Consider the following 12,948-nt stretch of genomic DNA (forward strand, 5'->3'; position numbering starts at 1 on the left):
TTTCGTACGCCTGCTTCTGGCGGGCAAGCACCTGTCGAACCCGAGTTCCGCTACGCCGGCGCCAGGAGGTCGGCGCCGCCCCTGAACTGCCAATCGACCCAGTGCAGACACAATGGCGGCTTTCAAGGCAGAACGGCATCCGGTTCACCACGGTTGTCGTGCGGTACGTTAAGGAGGGAGGAAGCTCAGGTTGCGGGTGCGATTGATTCGCTTCTTCGCCGGTCGCGCAGTTGTTCTCCCTGGTGGAATAAAAGCACTCCTTGCCTCACCAGTAGAGTACAGTGGCTAATGGAAGCCGTAACGGCAACGGAGCCTGCACGACGGGGGCACTGGCCAGACCGATTGTTAATGCCGCTGTGGTGATCTGTCGCGAAGACGGACATCGCCGGAGGCGAGCACGTTGTGCTTCGCTATGCCGAGGACATCATCAACGGCGCAATTCTCGGCCAATCCCTTGTTTCACTCTGAGCGTTGTAGTCGTCAACAGGCATTCTCAACACAGCCCATGACGTAACTGGGCAACAGCGGCGCTACGCCGCATGGAGCAGTCGTGAGCATTGCCAGTATCAGTAACGCCCCACCCTTCGCCTTCTACAAGGGCTTCGACCTCTATCCTCTGGTCTACAAGAACCAGCCTGTTCAGACTTGGCCGCGAGTCAGGCCGGACGGCAGGTTCAATGCATCGATCGTCATCTGCCGGACGGGATATCGCCCCGGTAGCGAACATACCCGCGTTTTCCGGCTTGAGAATACGCTTTGGGAGAACATCGGTACCGCGCGCAGGGGAGCGGTGCAGTTTGGCGAGGACATCATCAACGGACTGGTCGCGGGCGAATCCGTTGTTTCGCTCTAGCGTCGAGAGAATCATCCTGCTGGCGTCTCCAAGCGCGTATGCTGGTACTGCCGCACCTTGGCAAGCAAGGTAATCAGGAGCAATACCATGGCTAAGAGTCAACTACGCAGCACTCGCGAAGCAAAAAAGCCCAAGCAGCCCAAGAAGCCAGCCGTGCCGGGAACCCCGTTTGGCACGACTCATTCGCGCGTTGGGAACGAAGGTGTCGCCAAGAGGAAGACGTAAATCACTGTGCCGCGGACACGCGGCACAGTGATCACGCGTAACTTGTAACGTACACCGCAGGGAGTCGAACTCTCTATATTGCGGGCGCATACCGCTTCGGGAGGCGCATCATGATCCATCACAACACTGACCCTACTTTCCGGGGGCTGCCGCTCACCGCCGAGCAAGACTCGGAGATCCGTCACTACCTGAACAGGAAGAGCAGGCTGGGCAAGCCATGGAATACGCCGGAGTTGCGAGGGATGCTTGAGGACATGCTGCTGCCGCCAAGTACCGAGGACGACAGCCAGACCGATATCCCGCGCGACGCATTGGCTGCAGCAGAGCGCGCAGCCGCGTTCGTCGATCAGGACATGGAGCCAGTCGAGGCATATGAGGAATTGCATGCCGCGATGGAAGCCGAGAGCATGAAACGCGATACGCATTAGTTGGGGCGCATCGCGGTGGTAGTGTGCGCGCAACGCGGTCAATCAAAGGCGTTGGACACAGGACGACACATGACACTTACCTTTCCCAATCCAAGCCGCACCTATGATGAGGCCAAGCGTGGCGTGTGGTTCTGGGGTTATGACAACACAGGCGAGATTACCTTCCTGGTGGAGGATCGCGTACTGATGAGTTTCGACCCCGCGCTCGGTTCCGGTGAAGCAAGGATGCTGGACTCCTTCGACCGGCATCGCGATGAGATCCTGCAGATCGCCATGGACCTCTATGCCAAGGGGCGACAGACTCTCTACACGCTGCACTGATGGAAGGGAGGGTGGCGCCATTCGTCGCCTCCACGGAGTGTGCAGTCGACTGGTTGAATCTCCGGCCCTCCACGGTTGACTGATCACACGGCGCGCGTCGCAGCCACAGCCTTGATCTCGATGAACAGCGTCGGCCTGGCCAATGCGGCCACACCCAGTATCGTCCAGGCCGGTGCATCCGCTTTGATGTATCGGTCCTTGATCTCACGGAACGCCGTGAGTTGCTTGTCGATATCGACGTGATAGCTGACCAGCTCAACCAGATCCTCAAATCCAAGGCCAGCCGCCTGCAGAATCGCGCCCAGCCTCTGGAATGCGAGATCGATCTGCTCCTCCACATCCACAGGCACGGTCCCGTCTGCGCGAATGCCGATCTGGCCAGCGATGAATAGCAGGCCGCCTGCCGCAACAGCCGGCGCGTAATTGAAAGTCTTGAAAACCTGGGTGCTGCCGAGAACGGGGTGCGGATCCGCAAGGGTGATTGTCGTCTTGGATTGCATGGTGTGTACCTTGAAGATGTGGGAACCGATGGGCGGGCCGCGCCGATCCTGATCCTGCTCCAGGAATTCGAACAGCGCCTTGAAATCGCCTTGAAATCGCCTTCGCCAAAGCCGTCCTCACTGCGCCGCTCGATGCGATGCGGCAGCGTGATCGCTGGCGTTATCAAGACCCGGTGATGGGCTTGTTACGCCTAACTCCTGCCGGACCTCGCACTCGATGATGGGGATGCCGTTGAATCAAATACCTCGGGCTTGAGGGCAGGCTTGTGCCGTCAGCGTCGAATGTTAGCGCGCTACAAGCTGCGCCTGTTGATATGTGATCGCATTGAAATGAGCCGAATGCGGCGCCTGGCTGCCGCTAGATGGGACTGAAGCGATCGCCATCGAGCCTGCTCGGCCGGTCTCAGGCGCATACGGCGCTGACGGCGACCCGGTACCGCGGACTTTGCATCCAGAAGTTGTGGGGGGTGCCACGATTGCCCTGTATTTATACCCAGATATAAATTTCATCCCTCGCCGCGCGCTGCTGATGTGCGTCGTTGGCGAACGAGGGATAGGGCGTCAAGTGGCCGTCCGTCCCGCGGATCAGCAGGTGTTCCCAGCCACCCCTCTGGCAAAGTCCACGATCGCAATCTGGTCCGCCAGCGATGCATCGCCGATCACGGCAGCCCAGCAAGCCTCCGACCCGTGTGTGGTTCGCCATTCGTGAAGCCGTCGCGTCAGCAACTGCAGATCAAACTCCTCCGTCACGCCGATCGCTCCGTGCAGCGCATGGGCCGTCGCGGCAATCAGTTGCACCGCTTCGCTGCTACGAGACTTTGCGACAGCCGCGGCCAGTCGCAAAGGTTGGGTCCCCGTGGTGGCGAAGGCGATCTCGGCCGCCACCGTGACGGCGGCTATGTGCTCGGTCATGACGGCGAGTTGATGCTGGACCGCCTGATACTTGCCAATGGTGCGCCCGAACTGGGAGCGATCCTGGCAGTACTGGAGTGTCATTTCCCCGACGCGTGCCGCGGCGCCAGCGATGAGCGCGGCGTGCAGGGCGGCTCCCCACGTCTGCACGTCCGCTGCGTCGACGCCGGGTAGCGGCGTGACCGGGTGGCCGGCGGGCCAGCGCAACATCGCGCACTGGCTGCCGCGAACACCCGAAGCCTCGCGTTGCGCGCTGGCGCAATCGAGTAGCAGGAGGCCATCGGCACTGCCGGCGACAACGTAATCGGCAATGGTGCCGAAGGGGGTATAGGCACAGACCAGCGAACCATCGCTGTCGAGCCGGCACGACTGGGCCAGCGTCACCATGCCCGTGGGCACTGTCGCCCCGGCGCGCGCGAGCAGGGCCCGGGCCACGATGCTCTGCGCCAGCGGCACCGGCACCGCGTGGCGGCCAATCGTCGTGAGGATGGGGAACAGGTCGGGCAGCTCCAGTGCCGCGCCGCCCGCTGCTTCCGGGGCCAGCAGTTCCAGGAAACCGGCTGCGGCGAGCGCCTGCCACGCGGGCGCGGCGTTGCCACCGAACTCGATGGCGCGAACGGCCTCCGGTGTGAATTGGTCTTGCAGGATGGCGTCGATGGCTTCCACGAACATATCAGGTGCTCCTTAGCGCAAGCCCAGGCTGCGGGCAATCATCCCGCGCAGGATCTCGCGCGTGCCGCCACGCAGCGAGAAGGTTGGGGAAATCTGGCTGAGATAGGCCACGGTCCGGTACAGCATGGGATCGGGCGGCGAATCGGGGTCGGCGGACATCGCGCTCTCGACGTAGGCCGGAATCGCCTGTTCGAGCTCCGTACCGAGATCCTTGACCAGCGCCGCTTCCACTACCGGGCTCTCGTGCCGGGCCAATTTCGCGGTCACGGCCACAGACATGCTGCGCAGCGTGGCAATGTGCGATACGAAGCGGCCCAGTGCCGCGGATTGCTCGCGCGTGGCGCCGTGACGGCGCAGATGCGTTGCCCACAGGTCGAGCAACACCATGCTGGAGTAGATACGCTCTGGCCCGCTGCGCTCGAAGGCGAGTTCGGCATTGACCTGCTCCCAGCCGCTACCCTCCTGGCCAACCAACGCATCGTCGGCCAGTTCGACGTCGTCGAAGACGACTTCGGCGAAATGCGCGTCGCCGGTCAGGTCGTGGATCGGGCGGATGCTTACACCCGGCAGCGACAGGTCGACGATGAACTGCGAGAGTCCTTTCTGCTTGTCATCGGGCGTGCCAGAAGTGCGCACCAGCGCGATCATGTACTGGCAGTGGTGGGCGTTGGTGGTCCAGATCTTCCGGCCGTTCATGCGCCAGCCTGTCTCGGTCCGCACGGCGCGACTGCGCACGCTGGCAAGGTCGGAGCCGGCGTTCGGTTCGCTCATGCCGATGCAGAAGAACGCCTCGCCACGGCAGATGCGCGGCAGGTATGCCAGCTTCTGTGCCTCGTTGCCATAGCGCTGGATGAGTGGGCCGCTCTGGCGGTCTGCGATCCAGTGCGCGGCCACCGGAGCCCCGGCACTCAGCAGCTCTTCCACCAGCACAAAGCGGCGGAAGGCATCGAGGCCGGCGCCGCCGCAGGCTGGGGGCAATGTCAGCCCGACCCAGCCGCGCGCGGCCAGGCGGCGGCTGAAATCGGCGTCGAAGCCCATCCACGAGCGGGCGCGCCGATCGGCCGGCACCTGCGGGAGGTGTTCGGCAAGGAACCGCTTGACTTCGGCACGAAAGGATTCTGCTTCCGGCGGAAGTTGCGCGAGGCGAAATGTTTGCAATAGTTGGTTCAACGGAGACTCCTTTGCCGTGACGCTTTCTACTTGCCCTGGAACACTGGCGTGCGCCGCGCAGCGGTAGCGGCGACACCTTCGGTGAAATCGGCGGTCTGGACCTGCCATTCCTGCTCCGATGCTTCGCGGTCCACCGCCGCGAGCACGGCATCCGCCAGGCCCTGGCGCAGCGTATCGCGCGTGGACATCAGCGCGAGGGGCGCGGACGCGGCGATCTCTTCCGCCAGCGCCACGGCGTGCTCGAGTACCTCGTCTGCGGGGGCAAGCACGTCGGCAAGACCGATCTCGACCGCCTTGCGACCGTCGATCCGCTTCCCGGTGAACAGCAGCATCGCCGCCTGCTGGGCACCGATAAGACGCGGCAGCGTTACCGACAGTCCAAAGCCCGGATGAATGCCGAGTCGGTTGAAGTTGACGGCGAAGCGCGCCGTTTCGCAGGTAACGCGGAAATCGGCGACCAGCGCCAGCCCCACGCCACCGCCAATGGCCGGTCCGTGCACGGCGGCGACGATGGGCTTGCGCGTGCGAAACAGGCGCACTGCGTGGCGATACAGCCGCCGGGGCAACTGCGGGTCGGTCTGCCCGCCAGTGAAGTCCGCACCGGCGCAAAAGGCCTTGCCATGCGATGCGAGCACGATGGCGCGGCAGGATGGATCGGCATCGAGTTGCTCGAAGCACTCGACCAGATTTCGGATCAACGCTTCGTCGAAATAGTTATGGGGTGGGCGGCACAACTCGACAATGGCGACGTGCTCCTTGCGGCGAACGGCGATGTCCGGATAGTCATGATTGGTCTGCATGGGTATCTCCTTTCGATGGAACACGGGCCCCGAGGGCATTGCTGGGCAGTGCTTTGACGTCGACAGTTGGCGTGGCGCTGTGCGGAACCGCTTCATGACGCAAGACGCTGGAAAGGGAGGCTGCCGCGCGTCCGGCATCGGCCATCAACCGGGCAACGATGTCTCCCGCCGGCTCGATATGGTCCGCGAAGCCGCCAGCTGGCCCCAGCGATACGATTCCGGCTTCCACGTCGCCGGATTCGTAGACGCGTTCGCGCGTGCGCGCCGACAGGATCAGATCGCCGAAATCGGCATGCGCGCGCGCGCCCTGTGCTTCGAGCTGCTGCACAGCCCGGGCGGTGTCGTTGTCCAGAACGCGCCACGTATCGCCCAGCGAGTCGAGAATCGCGACCGAGCAGTGCTCGTCAGCCGCCACGATACGGGCCTTCAGCGCCCGATGCGCGATGATTTCCTCCGCCACCATGAAACGGCTCCCCATCACCACGCCGTCGGCGCCCATCGCCAGCGCGGCGGCGATCTGGCGGCCACTGCCGATGCCGCCACCAATCACCAGCGGCACGCGCACGCGGTCCAGCGCAAACGCACCATTGACGAAGGCGGACAGCTTGTTGGCGCCAGGATGGCCACCTTCCTCGAGGCCCACCAGCGCCACGGCGTCCACGCCAAGCCGCTCGGCTGACAACGCGTGACGCACACTCGGGCACTTGTGGATCAGTACGCCGCCGCCACGCTGGATCGGCGCGACCAAATCGGCTGGCGAATTGCCGGCGCTTTCGAAATGACGCACGCCTTCGTCAAGCGCGATGCGAATCCAGTCCTTTACGGCATCGTTGTGGCCGACCCGGCGCGCCAGGGTCAGGTTGACGCCGAACGGCCTGCCGCCGGTCAGTTCGCGGCAACGGCGCAGATCCCGTCGCAGCGCGTCGGGTGTGGCGAACGAGCGCGCTGTGATGAAGCCCATCGCCCCGGCGTTGACAACCGCCGCCACCACACCGGATTCGCCGAGATGATGCATCCCGCCAAGGAGAAGCGGATGACGGATGCCGAACAGGTCGGTCAGACGCGTGCGGAACGGCGCGGCCGTCATGATGCCTTCCAGTAGCGTTCGCGCAGCGAGGCCTTGTAGAGCTTGCCGGTCGGCAGACGGGGCATTGCGTCGATAAAGTCGACCGAGCGCGGAACCATGTATTTCGCTACCCGCGTGCGCAGGTAGGCAAGCAGCTCTTCCGCCAGTTCCGGGGTCGGGCTTATGCCGGCCGCCGGTTCCACGATGGCCTTGACCTCCTCGCCCATCTCGGGATTTGGCACGCCGATAACGGCGGCGTCGCCCACGCTGGGATGAATCACCAGCGCATCCTCGATCGCCTGAGGATAGATGTTCACGCCGCCAGAGATGATCATGAACGCCTTCCGATCCGTCAGGTACAGATAGCCGTCGGCATCCACGCGCCCGACATCGCCGACCGCCGTCCAGGTCGGATGGCGCGGGTGCTGCGCGGCGCGTGTCTTGTCCGGATCGTTGTGGTAGTGGAAGGGCAGCGCCTCGCGCTCGAAGTACACGGTGCCGGTTTCTCCGGCAGGCAGTTCGTTGCCATCGTCGTCGCAGATGCGGATGCTGCCGAGCAGTGCCTTGCCGACCGATCCCGGGTGGGCCAGCCATTCCTGCGTGTCGAGGCTGGTCGACCCGTTGCCTTCGGTCGCGGCGTAGTACTCGTGCAGGATCGGCCCCCACCATTCGATCATGTCGCGCTTGGTTTCCTGCGGGCATGGCGCGGCGGCATGAATGGCGACGCGATGGCTCGACAGGTCGTACGCGGCGCGCGTGGCGTCATCAAGCTTGAGGATGCGAATGAACATGGTCGGCACCCACTGGCTATGGGTGACGCGATGACGTTCGATCATGCGTAGTGCGTCTTCGGCGTCGAACTTCTCCATGAAGATGACGGTGCCGCCACCGAACTGCGTTTCCAGACCGTAGCCCAACGGTGCCGTGTGGTACAGCGGAGCCGGTGACAGGTAAACGGTATCGACGCCGAAGCCGTAGCGGTCGAACTGCGGTCGACGCGCCGACCCCGAGCCCTCGGTGACCTTGCCGGCGGGCTGCGCGCGGATGATGCCCTTCGGACGACCCGTAGTGCCCGAGCTGTAGACCATCGTCGCGCCGAGCCACTCGTCGGCCAGCCGCTCGGCCGGATACGCGGCGACGGCGTCTTCATAGCTCCGCCAGCCGGGCATGGTGCCGTCGATCATCAGCCGCTCGACGTTGGCCGGCATGATGTCGCCCAGCTGCACGGCAAGGTCGCGCATGGCCCACGAGGTCACGACTACGCGCGCGCCGCTGTCCGCGATGATGTAGGCCGCTTCCGGCGCGGTCAGATAACGGTTGACCGGCGTGACCAGCAGGCCCGAGCGCAGGGCTGCCCAGCAAACCTCGAAGCAGCGGATATTGTTCTCGAGCACCATGGCGAAATGGTCGCCACGGCGCAGGCCCAGCGCGTACAGGTATTGGGCGAAGCGGTTCGAGCGCTCGTCCAGTTCGCGATAGGTGAGCCGATCCCCGGTGGTGCCGTTGATGACGGCGGGCTTGTCGGGTGTCAGCGTGGCGTGGTCGCCGAGGTATTTCGGGGTCATCGTCATGGCGTGTGCTCGCGATCAGTGCTGCGGAATCTCGCCGGAGACATCGGCGTTGGCCGCGGACTGGCGTACCAGCGCAGGAATCTGCGCACCGAGTTCAGCCGCATCCCAACGGCCAGCTTTCTCGATGCGCGGGCCGGCATGCCACCCTTCGGCCACAGTAATGCGGCCGCCACGCACGCCAAATACCCGGCCGGTGATGTCCCCGGACTCCTCGCTCCCAAGCCAGGCGACCAGAGGCGCGACATTGGCCGGATTCAACTGGTCAAAGCCCTCGGCCGCGGCGTCCAGATGCTTGAAGTGATTGGCGGCGAAGAGCGCTTCGGTCATCCGGCTCATGGCGGTGGGGTAGATCGCGTTGACCGTTACGCCATAGCGGCCGAGTTCGCGTGCGGCGACGATCGACATGGATGCGATGCCGGCCTTCGCTGCCGCATAGTTGGCCTGCCCCGGATTTGCATAGAGTCCCGACGACGAACTGGTGTTGATGAGCCGTGCCGCACGCTGCCGGCCGGCCTTGCTTTCGTCGCGCCAGTACGCGGCCGCGTGGCGCGCCGGGGCGAAGGTGCCGCGCAGGTGCACTCGAATAACGGCGTCCCAGTCGTCTTCCGTCATGTTGGCGAGGGTGCGGTCACGCAAGATGCCGGCATTGTTGACCAGCACGTCGAGACCGCCGAAGTGATCGATTGCGGTCTGGATCATGCGGCTTGCGCCCTCCCAGTCCGCGACGTCGTCGAAGTTGGCGATGGCTTGTCCGCCCATCGCCGCAATCTCGGCGACCACTTCCTGCGCAGGCGCACTGGCAGTACCGGAGCCGTCGCTCTTCCCACCAAGGTCGTTCACGACGACCTTGGCGCCCTGCCGGGCGAATTCAAGCGCATATTCACGCCCGATACCCCGGGCGGCGCCGGTGATGACGACGACGCGGTCTTTGCAGATCTGTTGTTGCATGGTGGCTTCTCTGAATATTTCGATGGATGCGTCGACTGACGTAGTGAACTAGCGCACGCTGATGTCGTAGGTCTTGACGATCGATGCGTAGCGCCCGCGCTCGGCCTCGATCATCCGGCTCATCTCCGTTCCGCTCATGCCAAGTACGCCGGCGTACAGCGTCTGTGCGGCGAAGCTCTTGAACTCTGCAGACCCGATTGCCTTGAGCAGTGCGTCCTCGAGCTTGGCGACGACAGGCTCCGGCGTCTTCGCGCTGACCGCGAAGCCGAGCCAGACCGTGAGCTCGTAACCGGGCAGACCACTTTCGGCTACTGTCGGCACATTGGGCAGCTCGGGATGGCGTGCCCGGGTCGTGACAGCCAACGGGCGCAGCTTGCCGGCGCGAATGAGCGGCAGCGCGCCGCCGAGATCGAGCAGTGCCGCGTCCACGGCGCCCCCCATCACGTCGGTCTGGGCCTGAGAAGCGCCCTTGTAGAGGACGTGGTTGAACTCGACTCCGGCCATCTGCTGCATTTGCAGCGCGCCGAGCCGGTAGTGGTAGCTGTAGTTCGCCAGGCTGACCGAGTTCGGGGCTTTCCTTGCGGCGGACAGAAAGTCACTGAACGTCTTGTATGGCGACGAAGGGCCCGTCACCAGCACGGACGTGGCGCGAATCGCTGCCGCGAGCGGACGCAGGTCGCGCCTGGGATCGTACGGAAGGCGGTCGTGCACGAGCGGATTGATGACCATCGAGCTGGGTGAAATCATCAATACGCTGTAGCCGTCGGGCGGTGCCGTGAGGACGCTCTGCGTGGCGATGATGGTGTCGGCGCCGGGCCGGTTCTCCACCACGGCCGGCTGTCCCAGCAGTTTGGCGGTGCGCTCCGCGACGAAGCGGGTGACGGTGTCGGAACCGCTGCCTTGCGTGAGCGGGACGACAAAGCGCAGTGGCCGCGACGGGTAGCTGTCGGCGGCGCCTGCCAGCGTCGGCAACAGCATGGCGAACGCCAGGCCAAGGCCCGACAAGCGGGTGAGCAGCGATGGCTTCATGTTTGTCTCCTCCTGCTTGCTTATTTATGTCAGTCAGTTCTTGCCGTACAACGTGACCACGCAGGCACCGCCCAGGCCAAGGTTGTGCTGCAGAGCCAGCCGCGCACCTTCCACCTGGCGCTGCTCGGCCGTGCCGCGCAACTGGTGCGTCAGCTCGAAGCACTGGGCTAGCCCGGTCGCGCCGAGCGGGTGCCCCTTCGAAAGGAGCCCGCCGGACGGGCCCACCACCACCTTGCCGCCATAGGTGTTATCGCCGTCGCGCACGAACTTCTCCGCACCGCCTTCGGGGCAGAAGCCAAGGGCTTCGTAGCTGATCACTTCGTTCTGGGCGAAGCAGTCGTGAAGCTCGCAGACGTCGATATCCTCAGGGCCAACACCGGCCTTCTCGTAGACCCTGTTGACCGCCGAGCGGGTCATGTGCGTGCCGACGTAGTTCAGCATCGACGGTGGGTCGAACGAGGCAGGCGGATCCGTCGTGAGTGATTGCGCCAGGATCTGCACGTCGGTGCGCAGGCCGTGCTTGCGGGCGAATCGTTCCGATACGAGGATGGCCGCTGCGCCACCGCAGGTGGGCGGACATGCCATCAGGCGGGTTATCACCCCGGGCAACAGCGGGGTATCGTTCAGCACGTCTTCGGTGGTCACCACCTTGCGGAACAGCGCCAGCGGATTGTTGGCGGCGTGGCGGCTCGCCTTGGCGCGTACTGCGGCAAAGGTCTCCAGGCTCGTGCCATAGCGTTGCATGTGCTCGCGGCCGGCGCCGGCAAAGGTGCGTACCGCCTGCGGCAAGTGGGCCATGTCGGCGGTCAGGCCGTGCATGATCGGCTGAAAGCGGGCGCGCGTGACAGGGCGATCGTCCCAGTGGGACTTGAGGGCGCCTGACTGCATCTGCTCGAAGCCGAGCGCAAGCACGCAATCGGCGTCGCCGTTGGCAATGGCTTGGCGTGCGAGATAGAGGGCGGTCGATCCCGTCGAGCAATTGTTGTTGACGTTGACGATCGGAATGCCGGTCATGCCAACCTCGTACAGCGCGGTCTGGCCACAGGTGGAGTCGCCGTACACATAGCCGGCGAAAGCCTGTTGCACGTCGTCATAGCCGATACCGGCGTCGGCCAGCGCGCGACGTGTGGCTTCGGCGCCCATTTCGGTATAGCTCAGGCAGGCGCCCGGCTTGGCGAAGGGAATCATCCCAACGCCAGCAACCAGTACTTTTTCGCTCATGGTGCTTGTTCTCCGCTAGTGATCAAAGCTTGCGCGCGATAAGTTCGCGCAGGACCTCGCTGGTGCCGCCAAAAATGCGCGTCACGCGCATGTCGACGAACGAGCGGGCAATGGGGTACTCGAGCATGTAGCCGTAGCCGCCGTGCAACTGGACCATCTCGTCCACGCATTTCCACATGGATTCGGTGGCGAACAGCTTGGCGATGGCGGCTTCCTGCAGCGTCAGCTTGCGCGCCATGTGCTGGCCGATGTAGTGGTCGATCAGCGTGCGGACGGCGACTGCCTGGGCCTTGATATCGGCGAGCTTGAATTTGGTGTTCTGGAAGTCCCAGACGGTCTGGTTGAAAGCCTTCCGGGACTTCACGTAGTCGAGTGTCAACTCGAGTTGGCGCTCCAGGCGGGCCGCACTGTAGACGCCGATGATCAGGCGCTCCTGCGGCAGCTCTTCCATCAGGTGGATAAAGCCGCGGTTCTCCACGCCAATCAGGTTGCTTGCCGGCACGCGAACATCGTCGAAGAACAGTTCGGCAGTGTCGGCCGCATGCTGGCCGACCTTCTCCAGCTTGCGGCCACGGCGGAAGCCGGCGCGATCCGCTTCGACCATGATCAGGCTTACGCCCTTGGCGCCGGCGGCCGGATCGGTCTTGCAGACCACGACGATGAAGTCGGCGCTCAGCCCGTTAGAGATGAACGTCTTGCTGCCGTTGATGACCCACTCGTCACCGTCACGCACGGCAGAGGTACGGATGGACTTCAGGTCGGACCCGGTGCCCGGCTCGGTCATCGCAATGGCCAGGATCTTTTCGCCGCGGCAAATCTCAGGCAACCAGCGATGCTTCTGTTCCTCGGTGCCAAGGCGGACGATGTACGGTGCCGTGATGTCGGAGTGGACCGAGAAGCTTGGCCCGGATACGCTCGAACGGTGGTACTCCTCCGCCAGAACGCAGGCATGACCGAAGTCGCCGCCACCACCGCCATACTCCGTCGGTACGGTCACGCAAAGCAGACCCTCGCGCCCGGCCTTCAACCAGATATCGCGCCCCGCCTGGCCAGCGGCATCCCATTCTGCCTGCCGTGGCGCGCACTCGCGCTCGAAGAAGCGGCGCGCGGTGGCGCGGAACATCTCATGATCATCGCGATAGACGCTGCGCTGGATCTCCACTGTGATTTCCCCCAATCTGGTTGGCGGCGCCGGTTCGGCACCGCAATGAGGGGAGTGTGGATGCGGGGAG

14 protein-coding genes are annotated in these 12,948 nt (G+C 64.2%); 4 read left to right on the forward strand and 10 right to left on the reverse strand.

Translation table 11 applies throughout. The annotated features are described in order from the left end of the window. The first annotated feature begins 550 nt into the window (after nt 1-550). The 3 genes from D769_RS01015 to D769_RS01025 all read left to right on the forward strand — a co-directional run bounded on the left by D769_RS01015 (nt 551) and on the right by D769_RS01025 (nt 1,827). The gene (locus tag D769_RS01015; protein ID WP_008641187.1) at nt 551-853 is read left to right on the forward strand and encodes a hypothetical protein; all 303 of its coding nucleotides are present in this window, start codon (nt 551-553) and stop codon (nt 851-853) included. A gap of 335 nt (nt 854-1,188) precedes the next feature. Continuing rightward, nucleotides 1,189-1,506, forward strand: a complete 318-nt coding sequence (locus D769_RS01020; protein ID WP_008641189.1) for a hypothetical protein — start codon at nt 1,189-1,191, stop codon at nt 1,504-1,506. Between the two features lie 69 nt (nt 1,507-1,575). Further along, nucleotides 1,576-1,827, forward strand: coding sequence for a DUF1488 domain-containing protein (locus D769_RS01025; RefSeq protein ID WP_008641190.1), 252 nt, complete (start codon nt 1,576-1,578; stop codon nt 1,825-1,827). Nucleotides 1,828-1,910: 83 nt separating this feature from the next. Here the strand turns inward: D769_RS01025 and D769_RS01030 are convergent, their stop codons facing one another. Continuing rightward, the gene (locus D769_RS01030; protein ID WP_008641192.1) at nt 1,911-2,327 is read right to left on the reverse strand and encodes a RidA family protein; all 417 of its coding nucleotides are present in this window, start codon (nt 2,325-2,327) and stop codon (nt 1,911-1,913) included. A 3-nt stretch (nt 2,328-2,330) separates the two neighbouring features. Here D769_RS01030 and D769_RS32170 point away from each other — a divergent pair, with 3 nt between their 5' ends. Beyond that, nucleotides 2,331-2,504 (forward strand): hypothetical protein, encoded by a 174-nt coding sequence (locus tag D769_RS32170; RefSeq protein WP_193750021.1) that lies wholly within the window; start codon nt 2,331-2,333, stop codon nt 2,502-2,504. 408 nt (nt 2,505-2,912) lie between these two features. Here the strand turns inward: D769_RS32170 and D769_RS01035 are convergent, their stop codons facing one another. Genes D769_RS01035 through D769_RS01075 form a run of 9 tightly spaced genes read right to left on the reverse strand, consistent with a single transcriptional unit; the run spans nt 2,913 to nt 12,878 of the window. Further along, the gene (locus D769_RS01035) at nt 2,913-3,911 is read right to left on the reverse strand and encodes an acyl-CoA dehydrogenase family protein (protein ID WP_008641202.1); all 999 of its coding nucleotides are present in this window, start codon (nt 3,909-3,911) and stop codon (nt 2,913-2,915) included. A gap of 12 nt (nt 3,912-3,923) precedes the next feature. After that, nucleotides 3,924-5,081 (reverse strand): acyl-CoA dehydrogenase family protein, encoded by a 1,158-nt coding sequence (locus D769_RS01040; RefSeq protein WP_008641204.1) that lies wholly within the window; start codon nt 5,079-5,081, stop codon nt 3,924-3,926. 26 nt (nt 5,082-5,107) lie between these two features. Beyond that, entirely contained in the window at nt 5,108-5,881 is a 774-nt protein-coding gene (locus tag D769_RS01045; RefSeq protein WP_008641206.1) for an enoyl-CoA hydratase/isomerase family protein, read from the reverse strand. Further along, nucleotides 5,865-6,968 (reverse strand): nitronate monooxygenase, encoded by a 1,104-nt coding sequence (locus D769_RS01050; protein WP_008641208.1) that lies wholly within the window; start codon nt 6,966-6,968, stop codon nt 5,865-5,867. The genes D769_RS01045 and D769_RS01050 overlap by 17 nt, the downstream gene beginning before the upstream one ends. Beyond that, on the reverse strand, nt 6,965-8,518 hold the full coding sequence (locus D769_RS01055; protein WP_008641210.1) for an acyl-CoA synthetase: 1,554 nt from the start codon (nt 8,516-8,518) through the stop codon (nt 6,965-6,967). Before D769_RS01055 ends, D769_RS01050 begins: the two co-directional genes overlap by 4 nt. 15 nt (nt 8,519-8,533) lie before the next feature. Then, nucleotides 8,534-9,466, reverse strand: a complete 933-nt coding sequence (locus D769_RS01060) for an SDR family oxidoreductase (RefSeq protein ID WP_008641212.1) — start codon at nt 9,464-9,466, stop codon at nt 8,534-8,536. Between the two features lie 48 nt (nt 9,467-9,514). Next, nucleotides 9,515-10,495, reverse strand: a complete 981-nt coding sequence (locus D769_RS01065; RefSeq protein ID WP_008641214.1) for a tripartite tricarboxylate transporter substrate binding protein — start codon at nt 10,493-10,495, stop codon at nt 9,515-9,517. Nucleotides 10,496-10,528: 33 nt separating this feature from the next. Beyond that, on the reverse strand, nt 10,529-11,716 hold the full coding sequence (locus tag D769_RS01070; protein ID WP_008641216.1) for a lipid-transfer protein: 1,188 nt from the start codon (nt 11,714-11,716) through the stop codon (nt 10,529-10,531). 22 nt (nt 11,717-11,738) lie between these two features. Next, nucleotides 11,739-12,878 (reverse strand): acyl-CoA dehydrogenase family protein, encoded by a 1,140-nt coding sequence (locus D769_RS01075; RefSeq protein WP_008641218.1) that lies wholly within the window; start codon nt 12,876-12,878, stop codon nt 11,739-11,741. Nucleotides 12,879-12,948: the final 70 nt, after the last annotated feature.

It is taken from the genome of Cupriavidus sp. HMR-1, assembly GCF_000319775.1.
Lineage (GTDB): Bacteria > Pseudomonadota > Gammaproteobacteria > Burkholderiales > Burkholderiaceae > Cupriavidus > Cupriavidus metallidurans.